At 39.0% G+C, this 26,989-nt stretch carries 24 protein-coding genes; 14 read left to right on the forward strand and 10 right to left on the reverse strand.

The annotated features are described in order from the left end of the window. The first annotated feature begins 147 nt into the window (after positions 1-147). The 13 genes from ACOB80_RS19800 to ACOB80_RS19860 all read left to right on the forward strand — a co-directional run bounded on the left by ACOB80_RS19800 (position 148) and on the right by ACOB80_RS19860 (position 14,154). Complete coding sequence (locus tag ACOB80_RS19800; RefSeq protein ID WP_473167610.1) at positions 148-4,260, forward strand: hybrid sensor histidine kinase/response regulator transcription factor; 4,113 nt, start codon at positions 148-150, stop codon at positions 4,258-4,260. A gap of 244 nt (positions 4,261-4,504) precedes the next feature. Next, positions 4,505-6,616, forward strand: a complete 2,112-nt coding sequence (locus ACOB80_RS19805; protein WP_473167611.1) for a PKD domain-containing protein — start codon at positions 4,505-4,507, stop codon at positions 6,614-6,616. A 272-nt stretch (positions 6,617-6,888) separates the two neighbouring features. Continuing rightward, on the forward strand, positions 6,889-7,875 hold the full coding sequence (locus ACOB80_RS19810; RefSeq protein WP_473167612.1) for a GlxA family transcriptional regulator: 987 nt from the start codon (positions 6,889-6,891) through the stop codon (positions 7,873-7,875). Between the two features lie 150 nt (positions 7,876-8,025). Further along, positions 8,026-8,472, forward strand: a complete 447-nt coding sequence (locus ACOB80_RS19815) for a YHS domain-containing (seleno)protein (RefSeq protein ID WP_473167613.1) — start codon at positions 8,026-8,028, stop codon at positions 8,470-8,472. Between the two features lie 49 nt (positions 8,473-8,521). Then, positions 8,522-8,671 (forward strand): hypothetical protein, encoded by a 150-nt coding sequence (locus tag ACOB80_RS19820; RefSeq protein WP_473167614.1) that lies wholly within the window; start codon positions 8,522-8,524, stop codon positions 8,669-8,671. Positions 8,672-9,415: 744 nt separating this feature from the next. After that, positions 9,416-9,700, forward strand: a complete 285-nt coding sequence (locus ACOB80_RS19825) for a hypothetical protein (protein ID WP_473167615.1) — start codon at positions 9,416-9,418, stop codon at positions 9,698-9,700. A 109-nt stretch (positions 9,701-9,809) separates the two neighbouring features. Then, positions 9,810-10,256, forward strand: coding sequence for a hypothetical protein (locus tag ACOB80_RS19830; RefSeq protein WP_473167616.1), 447 nt, complete (start codon positions 9,810-9,812; stop codon positions 10,254-10,256). A gap of 114 nt (positions 10,257-10,370) precedes the next feature. Then, positions 10,371-10,838, forward strand: a complete 468-nt coding sequence (locus ACOB80_RS19835) for a hypothetical protein (protein ID WP_473167617.1) — start codon at positions 10,371-10,373, stop codon at positions 10,836-10,838. Between the two features lie 165 nt (positions 10,839-11,003). Continuing rightward, the gene (locus tag ACOB80_RS19840) at positions 11,004-11,351 is read left to right on the forward strand and encodes a hypothetical protein (RefSeq protein WP_473167618.1); all 348 of its coding nucleotides are present in this window, start codon (positions 11,004-11,006) and stop codon (positions 11,349-11,351) included. A 134-nt stretch (positions 11,352-11,485) separates the two neighbouring features. After that, the gene (locus tag ACOB80_RS19845; RefSeq protein WP_473167619.1) at positions 11,486-11,743 is read left to right on the forward strand and encodes a hypothetical protein; all 258 of its coding nucleotides are present in this window, start codon (positions 11,486-11,488) and stop codon (positions 11,741-11,743) included. A 139-nt stretch (positions 11,744-11,882) separates the two neighbouring features. Continuing rightward, on the forward strand, positions 11,883-12,791 hold the full coding sequence (locus ACOB80_RS19850; protein ID WP_473167620.1) for a hypothetical protein: 909 nt from the start codon (positions 11,883-11,885) through the stop codon (positions 12,789-12,791). A 124-nt stretch (positions 12,792-12,915) separates the two neighbouring features. Further along, positions 12,916-13,188 carry a hypothetical protein gene (locus ACOB80_RS19855; protein WP_473167621.1) on the forward strand — a complete coding sequence of 91 codons (273 nt, stop codon included), beginning with the start codon at positions 12,916-12,918 and terminating at the stop codon, positions 13,186-13,188. Positions 13,189-13,317: 129 nt separating this feature from the next. Further along, positions 13,318-14,154, forward strand: coding sequence for a hypothetical protein (locus tag ACOB80_RS19860; RefSeq protein ID WP_473167622.1), 837 nt, complete (start codon positions 13,318-13,320; stop codon positions 14,152-14,154). Positions 14,155-14,217: 63 nt separating this feature from the next. Here the strand turns inward: ACOB80_RS19860 and ACOB80_RS19865 are convergent, their stop codons facing one another. The 6 genes from ACOB80_RS19865 to ACOB80_RS19890 form a co-directional block, all read right to left on the reverse strand. Beyond that, positions 14,218-15,429 (reverse strand): sensor histidine kinase, encoded by a 1,212-nt coding sequence (locus tag ACOB80_RS19865; RefSeq protein ID WP_473167623.1) that lies wholly within the window; start codon positions 15,427-15,429, stop codon positions 14,218-14,220. Beyond that, positions 15,422-16,741 carry a sigma-54-dependent transcriptional regulator gene (locus tag ACOB80_RS19870; protein ID WP_473167624.1) on the reverse strand — a complete coding sequence of 440 codons (1,320 nt, stop codon included), beginning with the start codon at positions 16,739-16,741 and terminating at the stop codon, positions 15,422-15,424. Before ACOB80_RS19870 ends, ACOB80_RS19865 begins: the two co-directional genes overlap by 8 nt. 55 nt (positions 16,742-16,796) lie before the next feature. Next, the gene (locus tag ACOB80_RS19875; protein ID WP_473167625.1) at positions 16,797-19,265 is read right to left on the reverse strand and encodes an ABC transporter permease; all 2,469 of its coding nucleotides are present in this window, start codon (positions 19,263-19,265) and stop codon (positions 16,797-16,799) included. Next, complete coding sequence (locus ACOB80_RS19880; RefSeq protein WP_473167626.1) at positions 19,262-19,954, reverse strand: ABC transporter ATP-binding protein; 693 nt, start codon at positions 19,952-19,954, stop codon at positions 19,262-19,264. Before ACOB80_RS19880 ends, ACOB80_RS19875 begins: the two co-directional genes overlap by 4 nt. 18 nt (positions 19,955-19,972) lie before the next feature. Next, on the reverse strand, positions 19,973-21,220 hold the full coding sequence (locus ACOB80_RS19885; RefSeq protein ID WP_473167627.1) for an efflux RND transporter periplasmic adaptor subunit: 1,248 nt from the start codon (positions 21,218-21,220) through the stop codon (positions 19,973-19,975). Positions 21,221-21,478: 258 nt separating this feature from the next. Further along, positions 21,479-22,393 carry an AraC family transcriptional regulator gene (locus ACOB80_RS19890; RefSeq protein WP_473167628.1) on the reverse strand — a complete coding sequence of 305 codons (915 nt, stop codon included), beginning with the start codon at positions 22,391-22,393 and terminating at the stop codon, positions 21,479-21,481. Positions 22,394-22,475: 82 nt separating this feature from the next. Between ACOB80_RS19890 and grxC the strand changes: the two genes are divergently transcribed. After that, on the forward strand, positions 22,476-22,736 hold the full coding sequence (grxC, locus tag ACOB80_RS19895; RefSeq protein WP_473167629.1) for a glutaredoxin 3: 261 nt from the start codon (positions 22,476-22,478) through the stop codon (positions 22,734-22,736). A 48-nt stretch (positions 22,737-22,784) separates the two neighbouring features. Here grxC and ACOB80_RS19900 read toward each other — a convergent pair whose 3' ends face one another. From ACOB80_RS19900 to ACOB80_RS19915, 4 genes are read right to left on the reverse strand one after another with little or no spacing between them, the layout of a single operon-like run. Then, positions 22,785-23,717, reverse strand: a complete 933-nt coding sequence (locus tag ACOB80_RS19900) for an aminoglycoside phosphotransferase family protein (protein ID WP_473167630.1) — start codon at positions 23,715-23,717, stop codon at positions 22,785-22,787. Between the two features lie 41 nt (positions 23,718-23,758). Then, positions 23,759-24,388 (reverse strand): nicotinamide riboside transporter PnuC, encoded by a 630-nt coding sequence (gene pnuC / locus ACOB80_RS19905; protein ID WP_473167631.1) that lies wholly within the window; start codon positions 24,386-24,388, stop codon positions 23,759-23,761. Positions 24,389-24,396: 8 nt separating this feature from the next. Beyond that, positions 24,397-24,663: a hypothetical protein gene (locus ACOB80_RS19910; RefSeq protein ID WP_473167632.1), complete on the reverse strand. Its 267-nt coding sequence runs from the start codon at positions 24,661-24,663 to the stop codon at positions 24,397-24,399. Between the two features lie 16 nt (positions 24,664-24,679). Then, positions 24,680-26,818 carry a TonB-dependent receptor gene (locus tag ACOB80_RS19915; protein ID WP_473167633.1) on the reverse strand — a complete coding sequence of 713 codons (2,139 nt, stop codon included), beginning with the start codon at positions 26,816-26,818 and terminating at the stop codon, positions 24,680-24,682. Positions 26,819-26,989: the final 171 nt, after the last annotated feature.

Below are 26,989 nucleotides of genomic sequence, written 5' to 3' on the forward strand. Positions count from 1 at the left end.
TGGCAATTAACGATACTATTTGGCCAAAGTGAAATGGCTTCTTAGTCAAATTCAGCTGATAAATGTTAATAGATGTAAATTTGAGGTTTAAACAAAGATTATTTTGTATTAGCATCTGCCATTGAATTTTCAGGGAATTAAAGTTCAGTGTCTAAAAAGTGTATTTCTCTGTTTTTACAGATAATTTTCCTCATTTATAGTTGCGTGTCAGCAGCTGAATTTTCTCAAACTGGTTCACCATTTAGCCGTATCACAGACATCTCTGGCCAACCAGTCAATAATGTTAGTGCCTTGCTCCATACTAAAAAAGGCTTTATCTGGTTTGTAAATCAAAATGGATTGTTTCGCTATGATGGGAAGAAGGTCAAACTTTTTCCTGGCATGGAGCAATTCACTAGCCCAGCCGTTGAGCGTTTGCTCGAAGACAACGCCGGAAACATCTGGATAGGTGCTGGGCATAAGGGGCTAGCCAAGTTTAATACTTTTACCGAGCAGCTATCTTTCGAACCCTTAGATAAAATGGTTCCTCAAGCTTGGTTAAAGCACGGCAATTTCCCTCAAATTGGTGATTTATCTTTGTATCAGGGCGACTTATATATAGCCATCAAGAACAGGGTATTGATTATTGAGCCCGTTAGTTTTTCCCTTAAAAGCGAAATGGTTGCACCGATCAATCAAGATGACATTCTAACACGCATGAAAATAACCAGTGATGGCAAAGTTTGGGTGAGCTCTTATAACGGAAGTGGCCTAAGTGTTTTTGATGGTCAAAACTGGCAGCAGTTTCAACATGATCCAAATAATCAATCCACTATAAGTTCAAACTATGTATTAGATATTTTTGAGGACGACAAGCAAAACTTATGGCTCGGGACTTACACTGGACTAAATCTATTTCTTGCAGAAAACAACACGTTTACACGTTATTACGCAAGCGACCCAAGTATTCCTGAAAATTTGGTTAGTAATATTATTGTTGCAATTAAACAAGACGGCGCAGGCGACTTATGGTTGGGGTTATACAACAAAGGTGTCACCAAGTTTTCGCCACGAACAGAAGCGTTTCAGGCCATACCGAGTATTGACGGTGTCAACTCGACCGTTATTTCTCCTCTTTTACCAGCAAGAAACAATAGCTTGTTTCAAGATCGAGATAAAAAACTATGGGTATCTACCTCTAAAGGGGTAAGTACATTAAGTGCTTCAAGCCAAGTGGTAACACAATGGGTAAATACCGATAGTCTACCTTGCTCGCCAAATGTTGCGTACCAAATCGAAAGTGGGGTTTTAGTTGGATGTGGCAATAGCTTATACCGTTTAAAAGACAATGAAGTTTCGGTTATTCGTCAGTTTACACAACGCATATTGTCAATTACACAAGATGTTAGTGGCCAAATATGGCTTGCAACTAATGGTGAAGGAGTTTTCCGTTTAAACCTAGAAACAGGGTTTGAAAAACAGTATTTGTTTTCAACAAAAGTTAATAATGTTTTAGCGGTAAATTCGATTTGGTTTATCGATACTGACGAACAAGGGCGTATTTATGCCTTGCAAGGTCAACACGCGGAAAAGTCCGGTGGCGCTGTTATTCTTTATGATACAGCCAGTGATAGTTTTAAGAGCTTTGCTGTGGACGATAAGGTGAATCGATTTATCGATATTGGCAATAATAAACTTCTGCTCGTTAGAGCTTACACAAAAGCAATGCAAAACTTGCTAATTTTTGACAAGAACACTGCCACGTTAAAAGCACTCCCAATTGATACCGGCCACCTATACGCCATAGCTCAACACGACGGAAAAATTTGGGCATCGACTACAAACTTGGGCGTACTAAGTATAGATATCGACACAGGCAATTATCAAAAGGTAGATTTTAGTATTAAAGGTAAAGTTAGCGGCCTTTATGCTAATAAAGAAAAAAATGCATTATTTGTGACGATTGAAAGTCATTTGTATCAAGTAACCAACCAAAATTTATTAACTTGTTTAACGTGCCAATTAGCGTTTGAATTGCCAACGCCTAACGACGAAGATAACGGTCAGCTCTTTACTAGCTTTAGTTATTTATCTAAGCAAAACGAATACTATGTTTTTATGGATAAAGGCATGATGATGTTGCCGCTAGATGAGTTAAACCTATCTCAAAAATCTGGAAAACTAGTATTTACCGACTTTAAAGTGCTGGCAAAAAGCGTATCTCCGGCACCTGAAGAACAATCGCCGCTGTTAACACAATCAATATTTAATACCTCATCAATTGATATACCACCGCAAACCTCAATGCTTTCTTTTCAATTTGCTCGATTGGGCGCAATTCATCCGAAACGGATTTTATACGCCTATCAATTAGAAGGATTAGATCAAGAGTGGATTTATTTAAAAGCGGGGGATGATGAAGCGGTATTTTCATTACTTCCTTATGGGCAGTACGTCTTGAAAGTAAAATCAACAGATGAGTCTGGTAGGTGGCAAAGTGATGAGTTGCACATGGCTATTAATGTGCAAGCTCCTTGGTGGAGAACTTGGTGGGCTTTAAGTTTATTCGCACTGTTTAGTGCAGCGTTAATTGCATTTGTGTTTTGGCTGTATTACCGAAAAAACGTGATAGAAGCACAGCAAAGCTCTTTAATCGAGTTGGCTGAAACTAAGGACAGACTATTTGCAAACCTTTCACACGAATTTAGAACGCCTCTTTCGTTGATTATGGGACCTGCAGCCAAAATCCAAAGTGAATCGAGAGAACAAGGTGTTGTCGTCAACGCAAAACGCGTTGAACAAAATGCTAAAACCTTATTATCAATGGTCGATCAAATGCTGTTGATGGCAAAGCTCAAAAATGAAAGTAAACGTTCGCCAAAAAAACTGCATCTTGCTCCCATGCTGCATGAGGTCACAAACTCTTTTCAAGCGGTTGACGAGGGTAAGGAGCTGCATGTCATACTTCCACCAGATCTTAATGGCTCTTGGTATGTAATATGTGCCGAAGAAGCCCTAGAGACTGTTTTAAAAAACTTGCTGTGTAATGCGTTTAAATATACTGAGCCTAATGACCGTATTGAGGTGAAAGTAGAAAAGCGTGATGACGCACTCCAGATCACTGTGTCAGACACAGGGTGCGGCATTCCACAAAGTGAACTGCAGAATATATTTGAGCGATTTTCTCGGCTTGAAAACCATCATTTATTGCCTGGAACAGGTATTGGCTTAGCTTTGGTAAAAGAGCTTGTTACCGAGATGGGCGGGGAAGTAACAGTTGAAAGTCAACTTGGTAAAGGCTCTAGCTTTATACTGTTATTACCTGTCTTTATTGATGAACATTATGTCGAAAGCAGCGTTTTAACTAATGTCAGCGTTATCGATGATTTGAACCCTCGGGAGACTGATAATACGTCTGATTCTAGTGTTTTACCACCGGCTGAAAAATCACCTATTTCGCCAGTAGAAAATACCTTGATAGACGGTAATAAACCGGTAGTGTTGGTGGTAGAGGATAACAATGCATTACGAGAGTTTTTGGTTGATTGCCTCGCTGAGCAGTATCAAGTCTTGCAAGCCGAAAACGGCCTCGCTGGATTTGAACTCGCGCGCCTACATTGCCCTGATTTAATATTATCCGATGTTGTAATGCCTAAAAAGGATGGTTTTGAGTTATTGGAATTGGTGCGCTCAGATAATGTTGTGTGTCATGTACCCTTTATACTGCTGACAGCAAAAGTAGACAAAGCAAGTCACTTGAAAGGATTATCTGAACTTGCTGACGATTATATTAATAAGCCTTTTTCTCCTGAACAATTACTCGCCAAAATTCATAATCTGCTTGGGCTACGGGCAATTATTCGTAAGAACGTTGAGCAATCTTTTATCACAAGTGAAGAGAAGAGTAACGCAACTGATGTTAAAGAAAAGCAACTTTCAAAGACGTTGCCCTTGCTAGAAAAAGACATTCAGTTTATTGAAAAACTGAAAAACCTGCTCGCACAAGAACATGCTAATTCAGAATTATCTTTGCCTGAAGTTGCAGAAAAGTTTGCAATGAGTGACAGACAATTTCAGCGAAAATTGAAAGCACTTGTTGGCGGGACATTTAGCGAAGTTTTACGCGACCAGAGATTAGAAGCTGCCCTCAAATTACTCCATGAAGGGCACCAAGTGGCAGTGATTGCCGAACGCGTTGGCTTTAATTCAAGTAGCTACTTCGTTAAATGTTTTAAAGCTAAATATCACACGACACCAAATGAATACCGAAAAGCAGGGTAGAGCGATAGTTTTAGTCTTCTTTGAGAGCATGCGATTAAACACACTTTTTTAGTGTGTTTTTTAGGCGAAAATGCGCTTTTGTCATATATGTACAACGATTTGTCGTATTCGTGATACTGGTAAGTATTTGTTTTTTATTAATATGCACTTCGAATTTTCTTGGTTTTCTTTTTCCTAATACTTAATTGTACTTTGGAAGAAACCCATCTCATTTGTTGATTAATAGAAATTTGAAGGAAGATAAATGACTAAATACTTAACAAAGATTAGTTGTTACGCGTTATGTGCTTTTCTTGTTGGCTGTGGTGGCGGAAACAGCAAAAAATCTACGGACAATCTAGTGGTTAATCTTGCGCCGACAGCAGAAATCACTTTAAGTAAATCAGAAGTTTCTGAATTAGAAGTTGTAGAAATAAGCGCTAAAAACAGTCGTGACCCTGAAGGACAAAACCTCACTTATTTATGGACAATTACCGACAGCCAAGGAGCTGAATATTCACTTAATAATCCCAATGCCGAAGAAATTACGTTCTCTGCAGAAAACTTCGGACAGTACAATGTCGAGCTTACAGTTACTGATAATGGCGACAAAACTGACAGTATCGACACCGCATTAACCGTTATTCCCTCTAATGATGATTACCCTACTGCAAAGATAAACAGCAATAATGTGTCCAAAATTGGCAATACGGTTTGGCTTAATGGTGACGAAAGCCTAGGTGCTCATGGCCAATTAATTAGTTATCAATGGGAAATTACGAATAAACCCACTGGAAGTGATTCTGCGCTTGAACAAGCTATGCAGGCTACCGCATATTTTACCCCCGATGTAAAAGGTGAATATGTTGTTTTACTTACGGTTAAAAATCAGAATGATTTATTAACGTCAGCGCATGAAATAAAGATTATTGCTGAAGAACTAATCGTTAATACTCCACCAGTTGCGCAGGTTTCCCAAAATGCAACAGAAGTGAAACTTGGAGATATCGTTAAATTTGATGGTTCGAACAGTTATGATTTAGACAACAACCCGTTAACCTACACATGGCAGTGGACAAAAAAGCCTGCCGGCAGCCAGGCTCAGCTTGAAATTACAGATAATTACTATGCTCAATTCACGGCGGATTTCGAAGGTGAATACACAGTAAAGCTTACTGTTAAAGACACTGAATTTGAAGATGAAGTGTCTGCAACTGTTTTAGCTACGGTTGGAAACACTGCTCCTATTGCCGATGCAGGAGACGACTTTGATGCCGTGTTAGATTTAGAAATTGAACTCGATGCCTCACGTAGTTCTGACGCTGAACAGCAGGATTTACAATATGAGTGGCGACTAACTAGCAGACCTGCTCATAGTAGATACAATGAGTTTGCAAGGGTTGAATTAAGAGACTATCACAAAGTAACCATTTCTCCTGACGTCGTTGGTGCTTACACCTTTTCATTGCGAGTATTCGACGGCTTGGTTTATTCAGAGCCAGACAGTGTCACGGTTAACGTACTCGAAAACCAACGTCCTGTAGCCGTGTTACCAGCTTCTTTTGTGACAAGTGACAGTGATCTTATTCTTATCGATGGTAGCTCAAGCTTCGATGCGGAAAGTCAGCACCTAACGTATCATTGGTCTTTAACACATGGACCTGAAGACTTTGATGGCGAATTGGTTGTGTTAGATAACATGGCACAATTAACGCCTACACATTTAGGTAACTACTCGATTCAATTGGTTGTAAATGATGGTACTCAAGATTCACATCCTGCCTATATGGTTATCGCGCGAGAATCTGAAGAAGTGTACACACGAGAGGTTTCAGGAAGACTAGTCGATTCAGGCGGTAACCCTGTCGAAAATGTAAAAATAAGTGGTGTTTTCCAGCCAACATCAACTTCTAACGCAGAGGGGGAGTTTAACCTAACGCTGACCAGTCAAGAAGTAGATGCTAGGTTAACCATGATGACTATTAATATTGATGATCAAATTCGCGCCACTATGCGACTACCAGATTACACAGAGGAAATACTTGAACTAGGTGATGTTACCATTCCTGTTATGCAAAGAAAGGATGTTACTCTATCCTCTTGTGAAGGGTATACAGGCGAAGAGACACTTGAGTTACTGTTTGTACAACGCAATGACGGGTATGAAAATGCGACTTTTTGGCAGGGCGTCTATGCAACGTTGACTGTAGGCGAACAACCTAAAGTTGTTAACTTACCAGCAACTGGCGTGATAGAAATCAGAGTCACTCAGTCTTCTTCAACGGTAACGCTAGAAAACGGTCAAAACTATTTTACTCATGAATATCAGTTAGATGATTCACAGCAAGACTTATTGTCGTTAACTGTTTGTAATTAATCTGCTTTAGTACGCTCGTTATTGGTGTAAGTTTGCCATCATATGCATCCCTTCATATGATGGCTTTTTTATGAACCCTTATTGATTAAAGGTTCTAGATAGTTGATCTTATCGTGTGTCTATAGGCCAATATCATCAAATACGGCAGCGAATTGTATTTTTACTTCCGCAGTAATATACATGGTAATAAATAAAGAGCTAATTATAGACATGTATCGACTATCCGAATGTGGCTATAATGGAAGTTAACAATACTATTTGGCCAAGTTGAAATGACTACCAAACAAAATAAGCCAATTAACGTTGCGGTTGTCGCTTTCGATGGCATGAGTATGTTTCATCTATCGGTTCCCATCGCAATTTTTCAAGATGCAGCTCAAAGTGAAAATCCGCTTTTCAATCTTACTGTGTGTGCAGACTTTCAGGGAAACAAACAAAACCACAAAATTAAGACTGCGAATGGACTTTATCTTGATATAGCGCATGACATCAGTGCAATTGAAAACGCAGATATCGTTATTGTTCCTAGCTGGGTACCAGAGCTGTTGCCTAGTGAACGATTTATTGAAGTGATAACACGCGCATATCGTCAAGATAAGTTCATTGTTGGCTTGTGTTTAGGTGCTTATGCGCTGGCATATGCTGGCGTGTTAGATGGAAAGAAAGCGACAACACACTGGAAATATGGCGAGGATTTCAGTTCTAGGTTTCCGCGAATTTCTTGTGAAACGAATCCTTTATATCTTGTTGAAGATAAGGTTATTACTTCGGCTGGTAGCGCTGCAGCAATAGACTGTTGTCTATTTATCGTTAAACATTTTTATGGGATAAAAATCGCCAATAAGATCGCTCGTATCATGGTGTCTTCTCCTGAGCGCTCTGGCGGTCAACATCAATATATTGAAAATCCAACCATTGAAAAGCCAAACGACGAGCGCTTAGCTAAGCTCCTTGAATCCATTTTAAATGATATTTCAAAGCCTGTGACTTTGGAGCAGGCAGCGAGGAGCTGTTTAATGAGTGTTAGAAGTTTTAGCAGGCACTTTAAAGCAAGCAATGGCATTAGCTTTATTGCTTGGCTGGTGAATGCCAGACTGAATTACTCGCTCGAATTATTGGAATCTACAAGCTTATCAATAACTGAAGTGGCGACAAAATCAGGATTTAGCTCCGAACAAATATTTAGAAAACACTTCAAAAGTCGCTTCGATAGTTCGCCTAAGGTGTGGAGAGGGATGTTTAAAAGTATGGGAAGCTAAGAGCTTTTTTTATTAGAAATAGTATTTTAGACATACTTCATCGACGTTTGGACATATTCTCAAAAATACCTTTCTTTTAAAGTACGCAGACACAAAGGCGTACATTCATTGTTCGCATACCAATGTTTTCAAAAAGTAAGAGGTATTCTCATGAGGTTTTCAAAATTATTACAAGGACTCACCGCGGTTTTAATGTTATTCGTAAGCGTTTTTTCATATGCGGGAGAAGACAGAGAAATTGACGAAAATGATGTGATTTTGGCGGGATACGATGCAGTAGCATATTTCACCAAAGGTAAGCCAGTGTTAGGCTCTGCTGAATTTACAGCTTTGTATCAAGGCGCTATCTATCGTTTTAGTAGTGCAGAGCACAGAGATGTATTTAAGAAAGAACCAAGCCGATTCGCACCTCAATATGGCGGCTTTTGTGCGTATGGTTTAACGTTTGGTAAAAAATTTGACGTAAACGGCGAAGCCTTTGAAATTGTAGACGGAAAATTATACGTAAACAAAGATCAACAAGTATACAAAGCATGGAAAGAAAACATCCCGCTTCATATTGAAGAAGCTAATGAATACTGGACCAAAGTAAAGTAAGTTATTTAGCTTCCAACTACAAAAAGCACCTGATATAAAAGGTGCTTTTTTGTGTAACTTGATTTGTATATACACTCAAATACTTGGCGTAGATTCGCTTCCAGTGTTCCCTGTATTAAAAGCACTAGACAATGGTCAACTAACGGTTGGCTTCAAACTTATTCCTACCAATGAAGTTTCATTTCCGAACGTTAAATAATGCAACTTTGCTGACCTAAAATTAGTTCCCTCTTAAGTATTGATGGACTATTTTTTATACAGTTATAATGAAAGAGGTGAGATTTATCAGTAAATGGCTCGTTATGTAAAATTTCGAATGGCTCGGTTTTCGACAGAACGACACTGCTAAGCTATTGTTCTTTATGCTCCATTTAAAAATCGTTATATACATAACGAGCCATTTGCATTCTCGTTAAATAAAATTCTCGGTTTCTCCAAACCAATATTACGTTGAAGATAGTATAAATTGTTGCTAACGTACTAAAAATATTAAATAAAAGTCAGCGTGTAGTGACTAGGTACAATGTATTGTATTTGGTGTTAATGAGAATTCACGCTAATACGCTGTTATGTGTAAAGGCCAGTTTTGATTTTTCTTCCTAACAATAATCCATTAAAAAAATGCAAACGTTGTGGTTTTAAAACACCTAAAAACGAAGAACACTGTCATTATTGCTATGGTTTAAATGAAAAAGAATTAAAAGAAATGCTTTCTAAGCATGATGAAGATTTTCAAGGTAACACTTCCTTAGTTAAAAAAATGTATCTAGGGTTAACGTTGACGCTCTTAGTTGTTGTTATTTACGGGTACCTTAGATAATTTACACATAACAAGCCAATAAAGTGACGGGACTGCTAAAGCTTGGCTCGGTTCCGCTTCGCTACACAGTTTAGCCAAGCATTTATCAGCCCCTTATTGGGGCGTTATGTTGCTAGGAAAGTCATGACTATAACTGAGAAGTGGGAGCAAATATCAGGAGAGTTACTTGCGGCATACAAGCTTTTACCTTCTGGTGTAAATGAATCAGATTTTGGCTACAGCGAAGTTGACTTCTTACAATACCTATCGGTAAACGAGTTGCGTTTAGCTATGGAAGAGTTAGATGGTGTGATGGAAAACAACAATAGCCCAGGTATCCTGTTTTGGGAGCATATGATTAACGCTGCTAATTTAATGAATCGACCTGAACATGTTGCAAAATACGAAAAGTTCAAAGTAGCAACATAACAAGAGAATTAAGAATTGGACGTCTTAATGCTTGGCAGACGCTCATTCTTCGCGATTATAGCCAAGCTTAATACGCCTCTTATTCGGGCGTTATGCGTCAAGGAGTATCATGTCTAAGCATAAAGGAATTTTCATATTATTTTTGATAGTAATTATTTTGCAAATTGTAATTGGTTACGTTATTGCCAATCAATTTGGGAATTGGGCTGATAGAGGCACTTTCGGCGACATGTTTGGGGCAGTTAACACATTATTTTCTGGGTTAGCTTTTTGCGGTGTAATTTACGCGATACTTTTGCAGGGTAAAGAGCTTGAATTACAGCGTAAAGAATTAGAAATGACTAGAAGTGAGTTGTCTAAATCTGCTGATGCTCAAGCAGATCAAGCAAAACTAATGCTTCACTCAGCTAAAATCAATGCCGTAAGTTCTAAACTTGATACTTACACCACTTTAATGGTCAACAAACGAACTGTACCTGGAACTGGTGAGTATGCTAGTAATTTAATAGAGCCTGTTTTAGCTGAACTCGAAGAATTAGTATCAAAAGACGCATAACAAGCAATTAAAGCGGGACTTTTTACAGTTTGCTCGGTTCCGCTTCGCTACACATTTTAGCAAACTACTAAAAAGTCCCTTAATGTGGGCGTTATATGTATTTTAGGTTGGGGCATGTATTCCAAAATAATAATTTTTCTTTTTCTATCCCTATCTATCATTGGCTGTTCCAATCGAGTAATACATCTCGTTGATGATAATGGTAAAGAGGTAGGTGAGTGCACCGCTGGGTATTATCTGCACTTTTATGGGTTAGAAGACTCTATCGACTATATGTTATATCAGTGCGCTAAGGATTTAATTAATAGAGGGTATAAAGTTTCTGGCGTCCTACCTTTAGATCGAGATTACACTCTTCCTGAGCCACCAGAAGGTAAATCATGGAATAAAAAATTGGCAATGAGCCACTTTAAAAATAAAAAAATAACGGAAAGGAAATTAGGATATATTCTCGCTGCAATCGAATATGAATATCACCTCAAAATGCTTGATGCCGAAAAGCGTTTAGCTGATGGTACTATTGATAGAACGGAATTTAATAAAATAACTCAAGAAGCAGAGTTTATTTGGCGCGGCGAATAATACATATAACAAGCGCATAAAGTAATGGGACAAAAACCAGTTGGCTCGGCGCTCGTCTCTCGCTAAAGTATAGCCAACTAATTTTTGCCCCTTATGCGGGCGTTAGGTTTTAAATACGGTGTGGTTGTAGCCGTTAGAAAAAGTATTCGAAACAAGGATGAAGTAATGACAGAATCTTCTTTAGCGTTAGAAACCGCTGAAAAATACCTTAAAGAAATGCTAGAAGCGGATGACACCGCTAATTTCGAATTATATATCAAGCGTTACGAAGAAAAATATCTAGCAAACTTTTCCAAAGAAGATTTTTTGGACGACATAAAAGGTATGCATGAAAGAAATGGCATGAGTACTGGCTACGAATTTCTAAGTTCGTTGAGAAACTCTAAATTCGATGGCTTAGATATTTTTAGATTCGTATGGAAAGGTATATACGAAAAACGCGATGCAGTTATCGAAATGGGATTATATAAGAAGAACGGAAACTGGTACGTTATTAAATCTGCTGTTCACTAAGGAGCATGATAAAACCTAACAAGCCAATCAAGTGCGGGACTGCTAAAGCTTGGCTCAGTTCCGCTCCGCTTCACAGTATAGCCAAGCATTTATCAGCCCCTTATTGGGGCGTTATAAAGCCAAGGAAGAGCACAGTGTTTTTTGACTCTGAATTAGAAAAAGCTCATAAAAAGTCGATACTCAATAGAGAAAAGCTAGAAGAAAGTGACTTTTGTGCATGCTTTTATTGCCTAGCAACATTTCCTTTTAAGTCAATTAATGAGTGGGTTGATCAAAATGACTCAACAGCACTTTGTCCTAAATGTGGCATTGACTCTGTACTTGGAAGTGCTCAAGGATTTGATTTATCTAAAGAGTTTCTGTTAAAAATGAATCAAAGATGGTTTGGGTAGTAAGGGCTTTATAACAAGCCAATAAAGTGACGGGACTGCTAAAGCTTGGCTCGGTTCCGCTTCGCTACACAAGTTTAGCCAAGCATTATCAGCCCCTTATTGGGGCGTTATGTGATTCTGGAAGATTGGAGTTAAATTTATGGAAGATAACAATCAAATAAAATTTGCACTATATCTTGAAGATTGGGACTTTGAGACAGGTGATAAAAAAGTCTTAAAAAAAGATGGTGTTGAAGTAACTACCACGGAATACACAAAGGATATGAAAGGGCATATTTTTTGTCCTGAATGCAGTGCCGGTTTATTTCGATCTCCAGAGGAGAAAGACTATGATACCAATGGCAGAAAAGCATTTTATGCCCATAGTCGAAAACACCAGTCTACATGTAGTTTGAGAGTTAAAAAAGCACCGGGAAAGCGTTACGACTCTGAAGAAATCGCCAAGAAAGCTATAGAGGATGAAGAACTGGTAGTGGTAAAAGGTTTTATGAAGGAAAAACCAAAACCTCCTAAAATTGATAACCCGCAGCAATATCAAGGTGAACCAGTGGAAGACGTTGATGGAGACTTGGCAGAAGTTCCTATCGGTAGGCATAATGGCGAAACTTTTAGCTTACCCTCACGAATCACCACTGTGAGAGGGCTTTGTCGGAATTTTAATAAAAACCTATATAAGTATTTTCATCTTCCTGGTAGAAAAAACGCAATTCAACTTAATAACCTTTTGGTTGATATTAGAAATGTTACAGAAACAGATGAAGTTCCAAAGTTCTATTTTGCGAAAGTGAGTCGGTCGTGGAATTGCGGCCCAACCCCACAGAACATTAGGCAAACAATGTTTGAATACCCTAGAGGTGAGTATGTGGATTTTTGCCTTAAGGCTACAGATGAAATTTCGAGAGACCATGGTATTGACGATAATGCCAAAGGAAAAATTGTAATTATGTTTGGTACGGTTACAGAAAGTGGGATTGGATTGTCGATAGAAGGTGTAGGCTGGGGAGAGTTTGCGGTTCTACCAGATAAGTACGCTGACCTGCTGTATTAAAATCACATAACAAAGCCGTCAAGAAAGGACGCAAAAAGCTTAGCTTGCGCTCCTTCGTCGCTAATTTTAGCCAAGCATTTATCAGCCCCTTATATGGGGCGTTATATGCAAAGGAGTTACAATCGTGAAGTCAATTGCATTGCATTTTATTTTGAGTATGCTTTTTGGGTTGGCAGCATTAGCGTCTAGTACTAATACAATTTGCCATTTCACTCATTCCGTAACTTCCGTTAATACTAGCCCTGAACAAATTGTTTTAACTCTCTTTGCACTATTCAATCTTTGCATTGTTTTAATAAAACTATTTAAAACTTTACCGACAATTGAACGTGAATTCCAAAAAGGTGATATTTTACTAGATAACAAGCAATTCGAAATAGATTCTGGTTTGAGTTAAATTACATATAACAAGCAAATTAAGTGCGGGACTGCTAAAGTTTGGCTCAGTTCCGCATCGTTACACAAGTTTAGCCAAGAATTTATCAGCCCCTTATTAGGGCGTTAGCTTTCTTAGAGAGTAATTCTGATGAATGATAGCAATAAAGTTGACGAAAAAATTTCATGGTTTAAGAATCATCCTGTCTGGTCATGGATTATTTTTTTGGGAATAGCAATAGTTGCCATAGGGTCGCTTAGTTCTGCATTCATTAATATTGATAAAGTAGTGGATGGCATCGGAAGTGATTCCCTTGAAATATCTACAATCAGGTTAACAGATGACTTTGAGCTTGATATTGTATTACGCAATAAATCCCAAGACGCTATTGTGGTAAGTCGTTTATCGCTAACCTTAAAGCAGGATAAGGGGATATTTCTACCAATAATCAATCCATCTGCAATTTATGAAATTTCTATTGATGATTTAAAAATTGGTGAAACCAAATCTCTGAATGTTTCTCACTTAGTTAAACCAAAAGATGCAGAGAGAATACTGATCTCTTTGAATACTACAAGAAACGTCGATCTAGAACTCTCTATCCAATACAACGACGGTAGTGAACTAAAAAAGTATATATCACTTGAAGATACTATTTCTGGAAATACAAGCGATTCTGCCGCTCAAGTTAATCTTGAGTTTGGTGCCCTCAAGAAACTTCAAAGAATAAGTTTTATAACTATTGATTCAAAAGATGCACAACGGTTAAACATCGATGAGCAATTCGTGAAGATTTACAATCAAAATTTAGACGAAATTAATATAATTCACGAAGAGATTGTAAGCTCTTTAGAAGATGAACCTATATCTCAAAAGCTTTACTTAACAATGTTCAACGCTATTAGTTCAAACGCCGAGTTAGAATCTGCAGATAAAATACTTATTGTTATAGAAAAATTAACTGACCGAGTATGGTCTGAAAGCTAACAAGCAAATCAATTGGACTAAAAGCTGCGGGCTTAGCTCGTGCCTCGCTATTTTTGCCCCTTTTTAATTTTTTAGTGCTTTTCGTTTTATGTTGATCGCTATGTTAGCTCCGTGGTTGTTATAGAGCTTTATTGTGCCGCCGTGGCTAATAACGATTTCTTCACAAAAAGAAAGTCCTAGGCCTTGTCCTTCTGTTTTTGTTGTATATAAGGGCGTTAACGCGTTGGCTAAATTAGCAAAGCCTGGACCGTTATCGGAAATCGTTAAGTGTTGCTGCTCTCCTTTTTGTTCACTAACAATAGTTACTTCGCAATTTGAACCTATGGCTTCTTGTGCATTTTTAAATAAATTAATCAGTAGCTGTTCAGTCAATACAGGATCTGCATAGAAATTGATATTGCCTTTGAATACGAGAGAAATGCCTAGTTCAGTTGCGTTAGTTTGCGACATTTCTTTTAAATTGAATTCTATTGCTTCTGGTGTCGGTAATCGGCTCAACTGAGCATAGCTTTTAACAAAGTACAGTAAGCTTTCACTACGTGTTTTTATTCTTTGCAGTATAGTGTTGCTGTCGGCTTCATCAATGGGGCCGCTTAGCATGCTATCAACTAACGAAGATATCGGCGTAAGTGAGTTGTTCAATTCATGGGTAAAAATACGAATAAGGTCTCGTTGAGATGCACGCTTCGCCGATTGTATATGTTCACCAATATTGCTGGCGGAAATTAAGGTGGATTGGTTTGCGTAAATAGAAAAACAATCAACTTTCCATTGGTCACTTAAATTAGGGTGACCCCATTTTTTATCTACCTTGATAAAGCCACACTCAGGCATTGAGCTACCCAAACACAGAGGGAAGTTTAGCTGTTTATACATAGCGCGGTTAAAAAACGTTAATTCTTTGTTGCGGTTAAAAATTGCTATTGGGTGTGGCCAGGATTGAAATACTTCATCAAGAATTTGCTTGGATTTATCTTGTGCGAGATCACTTGTGGATACTTGTTTTCTATCTCTTTTTTCTTCGTTATTGTATCGTGGGGTGTTTGTTGGAGCTTTTGAGGAGTAGGTCGCCGTTAGCGTCGTATTGAGTTTATTAAAAGCGATATAGGCAAGGTAGAGGTAACCATAAATAAGCGCGATGGAAAAAGTTGCCGATGTTAATTGATCTGAAAGAAGATGAGATAAGCTTAGCCAGGTGGTAATACTTACTAATAACACTAAAACTGAGATAACAATTTTAATGTGCTTTACCTGTAAATTGAGCTCGTTATTCATCAACACCTTCTAACTTATATTTATCCATTCTTCTTGCTAAAGCATGTCGGGAGATGCCCAGCTCCTGAGCGGCAGCGGTTATTTTGCCATGGTGCGCATTAAGTGATTCGCTTATTCTTTGTTTTTCAAGCTGCTCTAGCGTTAAGTCTGATAAGGAGTCGCTGATATTAGCAGGCGAGTCGATCAAAATGTCTTTGGTAGCGATAACCTTATCATTTGAAATTAATACCGCGCGTTCCATAACATGGCTTAATTCGCGGATATTACCCGGCCAATGATGTGCTAATAGTTTCTCTAGTGCTTGTTCACCAATAGATAGTGCTTGCTTCTTGTATTTGGCGGCAAAATTACTGATGAATTGCGCAGCAAGTTTGGGGATGTCTTCTTTTCTTTGCCTTAAAGCGGGTATATTGATAACAAAGGTGTTAAGGCGGTAATACAGGTCTTGTCGAAAGCTTCCTTGGTTAATGGCTTTTGCTAAGTCTTGGTTAGTTGCAGCAATTAACCTTACGTCAGCTGATTCGCTTTTATCAGCGCCTAATGCGATGAATTCGCCCGTTTCAAGTACTTGAAGTAATTTGGGTTGGGAATTTAATGGTAATGTGCCAATTTCGTCCATGAATAGAGTGCCGCCACTAGCACGTGAAAACACGCCTTGTCGGTCTTGTTTTGCATCGGTAAAAGCGCCACGGCGATGGCCAAAAAGCTCACTTTCAAATAGCGAGTCGGGTATGGCAGCCATGTTCATTGAGACAAATGGTTTGCCTTTTCGATGACTTAGCTGATGAATTCTTTTGGCAAGTAGCGATTTACCTGTCCCATTTTCACCGAGAATAAGGACGTTGGCATCCGTGGCTGCAAATTGCTGAATGCGTTGCTCTAGTGTTTGCATTTCAGCAGAGCTGGCGATCCACTCATTGTTGGCTTTTGGCGTATCGGTCACTAAAGCCTGACTTTTGATTTTGTTGATAAGCGATGTTTTATTCCATGGCTTTTCAATAAAATCGACAGCGCCAAGTTTAATACCTTCTACAATAAGATCTGCGTGAGACCAAGCTGTCATTAGAATCACTGGCACGTCAAACACTTTTATTTTGTTAAGCAAGCTAAGACCTTCTTTTCCAGAGGTGGTATCTCGAGAAAAGTTCATGTCGAGTAATATAAGAGACGGTGTTTTTTGCTCTAATATTCGCTCACATTCAAAAGGGCTTATTGCTTCAATAACCTCAAAGCCTGCTTGCTTTAGCAAAACACTCAGGGCTAAGCGTATATCGTCGTGATCATCTACTACAAGTATACTTTTTTTAGTCATAAATTTATTGGGGCTAAACCATGAACAACCAGTGCTCACGGTTTAGCGAGTATTTTTAGGTGTTTCTTAACGCGCGCATTGGGTCTTTGTTGATTATTCGCCATATTACCAAAATTACCGAAGCTAGCACTAAACTTATTAATAGCGCGTAGAATATTGCCAATGATGGCCATGAAAACTCCGGTAAACTTGGGTAGTCTTTTTGCAAATAAAGATATAGACATGGGGCTATTACACCAGAGGCGATAAATGAAGATGCTAGCAAGTTTTTAAAAGAAGCAACTGACTTTAGTAGTAGCTTTATTCGCGGAGATCCCGTTGCCATACGTATTGCTAATTCAAAACGCTTAATTTCAGTGTAGTTTGTTGCCATGCCAATACTACCTAATGACGCCAGAACCAAAGTGAGAAAAGCGATACAAGCGATGAAATAAAACTGAATTCTTTCGTCTTGATTTGCATCATGCCAATACTGGTTCAGTTGAGTAAATCTCACGTTTTTTACGTGAGGATAAGCCTTCGATAATGTATCGATTATACCTTGTGCGTCATAGGTGGCACCTTGTGGAAGTTGCATGACAAGTCTGACAAATAAAGATGTATTTCGAAATGTGTAAAATATAGTGGGATGACCAGCACCAGAACGCTCCATAATGTCGTAGTTGTTAGCGACAATACCGATAATTTGTTGGCCATAAAACTCAGTGCCGATAACGCTTTTAGGATCATCGTTTGTTGATATTAACTCGGCTAAAGCAATGTTTATCAAGGCAACGTTAGCCCCATTGATAAATTCATCTTGGCTCATGTTTCGACCAAACAATAAGTTGATGTTAAAAGCTTCCCAATAGTCAGGAGCAATATTTCTTGTGCCAAAGGAAACCGTTTCATCGCTTGCTGGATTTTGCGCTGAGGCTAGTGGTAGCATCAATCCAAAGGGTTCATCTTGGCTGTCTATCACGTGAATGTTGGGGTATGCTCTATTTAATGATAGTGCAAGCTGCCTGTGTTCATTTAAGTTTTGTTGAGATCGTTTAAACAATTCTTCGGCGCGTTGTTTTTCATCTTCAGGGAGAGCTGAGACTTCACCCTCTAGTTCAACAACAGCAACCGCGGCATTTCCCATATCAAAACCAAGCTCAATGGTTAACTTCTTGAGAGCGTGTTGTGCAAGCATCGCGCTACCGGTTAGTATCACCACGGCTGAAGTAATTTGCGCAACAAATAAAGCTTTAGGCAACAATCCCATGCGACCACTTTTTATGCCTTTATTACCTGAGTTGAGTTGGGTTAATAGTTGTTGATTGTCAAACTGCATACTGGTGAGGTAGGTAAAAGCGATATTTACCAATAACACTAAGCTTATGCCTGTCGCAACAGTAAAACTATCGATATGAATGAGTTCTAAAAGGGCGATATTTCCACCGGAGATTTGCGGTAACAGCCTAATTACCCAAGCCGCTCCGATAGCACCTATTATTGCTGCACTTAGAAAGATAGGGGTGTTTTCAAGTACCATCATTACTCTAAGCTTGCGCATGTTTGCTCCCAAAAAGATTTGGGTGCCAAATTCAGCACTGCGTTGCTGGTAATGGGACATAAATAAGTTGAGTAAGTTTAAGCACGCCATTAACAACAAGGCTAAAACGGTTGCCAGTAGAATAAACACCATCACATTTTGGTCACCCATGAGATCGCTTCGGTATGATTCAAAAGCAAAAATAATTGGTGTGTTTTCAGTAAATCTAGCCAAGTTATTAAGCTCGGTATGATTCTTTAAATAGTTGCGCCAAAAGCTTTCTATATCTTCTTTAACTAATCCTTGGCTTTGAGTACTTTGCGTTCGATATAAAATAGTCAACAGCCCACCAAAAAAGCCTGTGTCAGCTTCGCCTAATAGGGGGGATGAATCTAAAAATCGCCAAACTTGTTGCGGGTGCTTTTTATCAAAACTTTTAAAAGATGAAAAGTCCTCGATAACGCCCCGTATTTGGTAGGTATTCTCTTCAAGAACAATGGTTTGCCCAATAACATTTTCACTTTGTTTAAACGCTGTTTTCCATAAACTTTCACTTATCCAAACGCTATTGGTTAGGTTATTTACATTAGGAGACTCGCCAGTTAATACGGAAAGGCGGGTAACGTTATCAAGAAAATTAAGGGATGCGCGCAGGCGAGTTGCCGTATAAATATTGCCTGAAATATCAAGCTCACGTTCTCTTGCGTGATAGGTACTAAATTCACCAAGCCCTTTGTATTGTTGGCTAAGTGCAGCTATGCGCTGCTCTGTAAATATAGCGACATCTAATTCGTCCGACATTTTTATGTTGTAGCTTAGTCGGTATAAATTGTGTTCGTCGCTGATATCTGGCAAAGGTTTTAACATAAGGTTGCTCACCATAGAGGTTACCGTTAATACCGCTGCTAAGGTAAAACTCAAAGTCACCACAATAGGCAGTGATAACCTTGGTAGGCTAAATATTCTTTCCAAGCCGTGGCGAATTGCTCTTAAATAAAATCTCATACAACCTCCAGCTGGCGTTCAACAATAACTTCACCGTCGAATAGCCTGATCTGCCTTTGTGCCATTTGGCTGTATCTTTCATCATGAGTGACCATCACAATAGTGGCACCATCATCGTTTAGCTTTTTGAGCAATTGCATAACTGCATCGCCGTTTTCACTGTCGAGATTTCCGGTCGGTTCGTCTACTAACAAAAGGTCTGGATTGCCAACGATAGCTCGCGCGATGGCAACGCGTTGTTGCTGTCCACCAGATAACTGGGTTGGTTTATGGTTAACGCGGTGAGTCATATTTACACTTTCCAATGCAGACATCACTTTCTCTTGAATATCACTTTCACTGGCATTTCTGTGTTCAAGAGGCAGTGCTACGTTGTCAAATACAGTAAGACTCTCAATAAGATTAAAGGACTGAAATACGTAGCCAATATGTCGATTTCTCACGAGTGATCTTTGATCAACATTCAAGCCGTTCGTGTTTGTACCTGCTAGCAAGTATTCCCCTTCACTAGGTGTATCTAGCAGACCTAGAATATTGAGTAGTGTCGACTTTCCACAGCCTGATGGGCCAGAGATAGAGATAAATTCTTTCTCAGTAATTGAAAAGTTTATATTTTTAAGCGCCACCGTTTTTGCTTGACCACTGCCAAAAGATTTATTGATGTTTTTGATAGTTACAATCGTTGTCATTGTCTCAATTCCTATAGATTAATTTAACAGTAGCTGGCTGTGTTTAGACCATTTGCTTAAATCACTTGTGACTAGCAAATCGCCTGCTTTCGCACCAGAGTCTACAAGCAGCTTATTACCACTGAGCTCACCAAACGTAAGTTGTACTTTTTTCACTATCTTTTGTTCAGGGTCTTTAACAAAAATACTGTTTGATGATTGTGGTTTAAATCCCGGTTGTTGCACAACAAATAACGCATTTGGTTCGTGTCTAATAAAGAGCTCACTTGTTAAAGGTTGCGCTGGACGAATATTGACGGGAATTTCTCCTTCAAGTTGTGCTTCAGCCATAATAAATCCATTTTCGACGACGGAACTCAGTTGCGTTATCTTGCCTGATATTTGTGAATTATCATGCTTGATAGATAAGCTATTGCCAATATTAACTTTTTCAGCGATTCGTTGCGGTATGTTGAGTCGAGCAATAAGCGCAGACTGTGAGCCAATACGAGCGAGTGGCTCGCCTTGAACAACACGTTGACCAAGCTCTATATCTAGTCGTTGTATCGTTCCTTTCATTCCTGCAATAATCGTTAATTGCTTGATTTTGTTTTCAATTAGGTTAGTTCTTTGAACTTGCTGACTAAGCAGAATATCACTCTGTTTTTTTTCGAGCTTGTGCATTTCAATTAGCTTACTATAACGAAACTTAGCGAAATCCAATTTCTTAATGACTAATTCTTGAGTAAGTAACGCTTTTTCAAGATCTAACTTGGCAGCTATCCCTTTATCAATCAATTGTTTATTAACACTGACATCCATTTCAGCTACGGCTAACTGGCTTTCAAGATCCGCTAACTCTGCCTGAAATGCTAACGCAGCACTTTGTCGGCGAAACTCGGCAACATCATGTTCGTTTTTGATTTGCTCTAACGTAGATTTCTCGGAAAAGTATTCCTGCTCAAGATCGGGATTTGATAATATCGCGATTACCGTATCTTCTGTTACATCGTCTCCAGCACGAACGTAAATCTCATTTATTTGCCCTAGGCTAGGTGCACTGACGAGCCTTTCGAACTGAGATGCGTAACGGCCGAAAACGTTTGCGGTAACATTTAGTTCTCCTTCTTTCACTTCCACCGTTTGAATCATGTTTTCTTCGATAGAAGGCTCTATTGGAAGAAGGACGAAACAAAGCAGTAATAAGAGTGCTGCTATGGCAACTCCCAAACGGCTATATGATCGCCAAGATCTTTGTTTTGTTGACACCGACACGTCGAGTTTCATAAATACTCCGCTAATTTTCATTTACGAACATAGATAAGAAAAATTGATGCCAATATCGTAATTGTTAATGTTAACAGAGGGTTAGTGGTATTTTGTGGGTATTACTTAGTTAGTTTGAGTGCAATATCGCTCATTGATGCGCGTTTTTGAAGTGACAATTTCGCAAAGATTCTATTTTAGTCGAACCGACAAGCACTGTATCGCTAGTAACAATTGAATTGAGCTTGATTGACCAAGTTAATGCTGTATCACTTTATACTAAGTTTTGCTCGCTCTAACCGCACCGGGTGGTTCGCCAAGTGTATTCTTATATGCCTTTCTAAATGCAGCTTCTGATTCATAGCCACTTTTATCAGCAATTTGCGCCACAGAAAGCTGGGTTGTTTTTAGCATTTGCTTAGCTTCATTCATTCGCCATTTAGTTAAGTAGCGCATCGGGCTTTCACCCATATGTTGTCGAAAAGCATCGGATAAACTAGAGCGACTCATTAAGGCTTTTTCTGCTAAAGAGTCTAACGTCCACGCGAATTCTGGCTGTTGATGAATAGCATTTAGTGCCTTGCCCAGTTTAGTATCAAACAATGCCGTTAATAGTCCTTCGCCAAGTGTACCGTTCTCAAGCTGATTTCGCAGTGCTTCAATAAACAATAAGAAGGCAAGCTGATCAATAACCCGATAAAACCCTGGTCGCTTGTCGCTTAACTCTTTCAGAATCTGCACTATTAAAAACGTTAGGCGGTCGTCTTTGCTAGCCCCATCTGACTTAAGCACCATCGTTTGAGGTAAGGCGTCAAGAATGGGGAAGAAAGCTGGATTCTCAAATTCAAAAAATCCGCAAATCATGTGAGTAATGTCACCGTCATTACTCATTGGCTGATTGACAATTTCAGGAGAAGGTTTGTCTTCTGAACTAGACACAACATGGTGTGAATCATGAGGAAATATCACTAAATCATGTTTAGATAGCTTAGTAGTTTTTTGACCTTCTTGATGAAGCCATGCACTTCCTTCACCTATTAAGTGGAAAGGAATGCGTTTGCTACCTGCAGTATCAACTGCCCAAGTTCCACAAAAATTACCATCGACATAGACTTCAGCTCGCAAACTTAATTTTGTCAGCAAAACGCTAAGAGGATCTGGGCTATCCAAATAGATATTCGGTATTTCGGACATGACTTCTGGTAAATGAGATACAAGTATTGTGACGTTAAGGCAGTATAGTGTCTATCACAAACTGACTCAAGCGAGGTTAACTATGTCTAATATAACGGTTTATCACAAAGATTATTGCCCTTACTGTAAGGCTGCTAAGTCCTTGCTAAATGCCAAAGGTTTGCCATTTACAGAAATTGAAGTGACCGACAATGCAAAGGAGTTTTCCAACATGGTAAAAAGAAGTGGTCGAAAAACTGTACCGCAAATTTTTGTTGGTGATACCCATATCGGCGGTTTTGATGATCTGCAAGCATTGATTCAAACGCATGCTTTTCCCTTTCATCTTGTAGATGCGGCCTAACAGAAATAGCTTTTAAAAGAGGTGTTTGCGAAAGAGAAACGTTTTATTTTACTTTGTAATATCAATTAGTAAGTTGAATTGTAAATCCGATTTAGTCTTGAAAATTATCGAATCCGTTTCAAGGTACCTAGTAAAGTACCAAAGAGCGTTTATTAATGCAGACGCTTGGTAATAGATATTTATCTTGTGGTTGCAAAGTGATGTTGCTTCGTTTGAAAGAACATTAAATGCATTTTGATAAATGCTTCTCGCATTATTAACTTCGCTAAAAGGTATTTCATTTACCGCGAGCATCATGGCAATATCATACTCTCTAGGCATTCGAGATAAACACTCAAAATCGAGTATAAAATCAGTTTGCTTATTAAATAAAATATTACTGAAGTTAAAGTCGCCGTGACAAATGGCTAATGAATTGGCTGGGTTAACGAGCTCAGCCAGCTGGATAAGTACTCTATCAACCGTTTCTTGCACTTGATGTTTAAAAGGCTCGTCTAATTTTGCGTCATTTATTAATGATTGAAACAGTGTTTGGAAATCAACTGGTGTTACCGAACCAAGCTGACTTTTTTGTATTACAAGCGTGAAAAAATGATGAAACTTAGCCATTAAAGCTAAACTTTTTTTTAGTTTTTTTGTCGAGTTAATGGGGCTACTAGCAAGAGAAATTCCCTGCAAATGAGCCATTAAAATAAATTGAACCTCTTGGAATTCTCTCGCATGAATTAAACGGGGAGCGAATCCTTTGTGTGAGAGTGCATTCAATGCAATCAACTCATTGGTATAACTTTGCTGGCTGTTAAATACTTTAATAACAAACTGCGTGGGTAACTTTATTCTCGGGTGTTGCAGTTCAATTACTCTGACTAACTTTACGAGAAAGCATTGCTGACTTAACCCTTCAGTTGTTTTGCTGATGGTGTTAATTTCTTGGGCATTTAAGCCAAGGTTTTTCAGCAATGCTTTGATATTTGCCGCCATCTTTTTGCTTAGCATTCTTGTGCGATAACGAAAATTTTCATTTAAGCTGTTTGTGCTAATTTAGGCTCTGGCGATTGCGCAAGAAACGCTTTGCGCCAAGAAAAATAAGCAACTGTCGCAAGCACGACATATAGCATAAATAATACTGCTGTTGGGTTTAGCTCTTTGGCGTGATAAAGGTAAATCGATACTAAATCAATAATGATCCAATAGAGCCAGTTTTCCAATACGCGCTTCGCAACTAGGTAAGTAGCAAAGACAGCGAATACGGTTGTTGCTGCATCTAGGTACGGGAAGTGTGTAGGGGTAAAGTTATCCATTAACATACCTAAAGCTATAGATAAAACACTCAGTACACCAATGGCTTTAAGGTGGAAACTAGCGGAATATGTCTCTATTTCAATCTGATCACTTTGTTGCTTTTGTTTGTTTCTTTGCCAGTTAACCCAGCCAAAAACTGCCATAGCAAAATAGTAAACTTGCAGCGCACTGTCAGACCACAGGTAATATTCGTAGAAAATTACGGTATATAGCACTGTGCTTATCATCGCTGCTGGCCAACACCACAAGCTGCCACGTGCAGCTAAAATAACATAGGCTAGGGCAGTGATAACGGCGAATATTTCCGCAATACTGGTATTGGCGAAATAATTAAAAGCGTCACTAAACATAACTGGTACTACTCATCATTTAAAAGGTGAGAGCGATCACTGCCGATAAATTTACAGACAAAGACCGCTTCACCCACTGTTTCATGCACACGTTTCATTTCAGCCATGACCTGGGTCATCGCGAGATCATAGTCACCAAACACTTGGGTACTCATACCGCTAGTGACGACACGCAAGCCTTCTACACCTCTTAGCCTTTTGATAAACGCCCAGATATCATCTTTGTATTTATCATTTGCTAATGGATATAAGCTTAACTCAATAGAAATGTGCATGATAAAAGTACCTTAATTAAAAGTGGTAGTTGGCGGTAACACCGAATACTGCTGGCTCACCTAATTGATAGTATGCTTTATCAGTATACCCATCACGAGGGTCGTTACCAAAATAGAAACCTCGAGTTTGATAGTCTTCATCTGTTAAGTTACGGCCCCAAATAGTAATGTCCCAGTTATCTTGTCTGTACGCTAAAGATGCATTGACTAACTCTACGGCTTCAGATTTTTGGTCATGGCTATCAGAGAAATAGAATTCATCTTTTCCATCAACGGAGATATTGAAGATCCAAGCGTCAGAGATAAAGTAGTTAAGGCCTAGGTTAAACTGATATGATGGGGCATGCGCCTGATCTCTTCCTGATAGTGTGACTGTGCCGTCTTTTGATTCATAACTGAATGACTCATATTCAGAATTTAATAAGCCAAATGACCCGTATACCTCAAGGTTATCAGATAATTGCCAACCTGATTCAATTTCGATACCCGAATTTGTGCCGCTCGACGCGTTATCTAAATAGCTAATGAATTCAGTGGCACCAGACAGCGGGAAACCAATCTTAACTTGCATGTCTTTTCTGTCCATATAGAAAGCGACTGCACGCAAGTAACCTGCATTTTCAGCAAAAGTTGCTTTATAGCCTAGCTCATAGTTCCAAACGTATTCTGGATCAAATTCACGCTGTTCATCGGTTAGGGTACCACTGGTGTTTACACCGCCCGCTTTGTAACCTCTGTTGATAGAAGCGAAAACAAGTTCAGAAGAAGATAATTGATAATCTAGCACTAGCTTTCCGCCAAACATGGTATCTGAAGGATCTGCACTAAAATCATTGGAGTTACTATAATCCGCGTCTCTTTTTTCGACACGAAGGCCAGAAGTTAACGTCAACTTTTGGTTTAGTTCTGTTGCAAGTTCGGCGTAAGCAGCAAGTGTTGACGTATCAAAAGCTGATACGAAATCATCTTCCCAAGTGTAAAATCGCTCTAAGTCACTGTCATCTTGTTTGTAGTAAACACCGGCAACCCAGGAGGTTGTTTGACTGAAGATTCTGCTGTTTTCTTTTGAGGTTGCTCGAACTTCAATGGTTGCAGTTTGCTTATCTCGATAATAATGGTCTGTAGATGAATAACCGTCGAATTCTGCTAAACAGCCTGTTGGTGTAATGCAAGGATCTGGTGTGTACTCAGGATCATCTGAACGCCATTCATATTCACCATAAGCCCAATCTTCATCAAAGCCGTAAGATAAGTCGCTATCTGCAAAGCTCGAGATAACCTTAATGTCGGCTGATTCTAACGTTGTATAAGTGAATGTTGTTGCAATAGCTGATGTTTCTTGCGTATCAAATCCTGGTTGATCTGAGTAGGTATTACGGTTGTTATCTAATGAAAATGCGTCGTAGCCGTTGTCAAAGTCAAAATGCATTAATGTAACATCAAGAAATAAATCTGATGATAACTCGATCGCTAATTTACCACGTAGGCTTAATTCATCGCGATTGTTAGTATCATCAGCGTCTAAATAAAGATTATTAATGAAGCCATCGCTTTTGTATTGTTCTGCGGCAAAGCGATAGTTAACTTTTTCACTTGCTGGACCAGAAAGTACTAATCCCAAACCATAGCTATCATAGTTACCAGCAGTCGCTTTTACTTGTCCTTCAAAGCTATCACTTGGTTTTTTTGTCGTGATATTAACAACACCTGCAAGAGCGTTGGCACCGAATCTTGTACCTTGAGGGCCTCGGAATATTTCCGCTTGTTGCACATCAAACATCGACGAAATACTGCCAATACCGGTAAAGTCAACATCGTCGATAATAACACCAACTGACGGGTTAATAGGCTCTTGAAATTGGCTACGTTCACCAATACCACGAATTTGATAATAGCGAGCACGCTGTGAGCCACTGGCAAAGTTAACGTTAGGTGCTATCGCGATAACTTCTTCTAAGTTTTGCGCATTGCGTTTTAATATTTCTTGCTCTGTTAATAGGCTAACAGATGCTGTGCTTTTGTTGATATTGGTCGCACGAAAGTCACCCGTTACTTCAATAACTTCGATATCGTCTGTTTGCGAGTCTTGTGCAAATGCAATAGGAGAAAGGCTCGCTAAAATAGCAAGGGAAAGGGCAGTTTGTTTAAATGACATTGTGTACTCGTAATAATAAAAATAATAATTTACCAGCACATAAATGACGTAATTTGTATTGAACTAAAATGTCTATCATTCCTACGCTGGCATTATCCAGATCAGGTTCAATATTGGTAATCATGCAATTAACCAATATCAGGGTTTGTTTATAAAAACATCTCAGCCGAA

It is taken from the genome of Thalassotalea coralli (assembly GCF_055786205.1).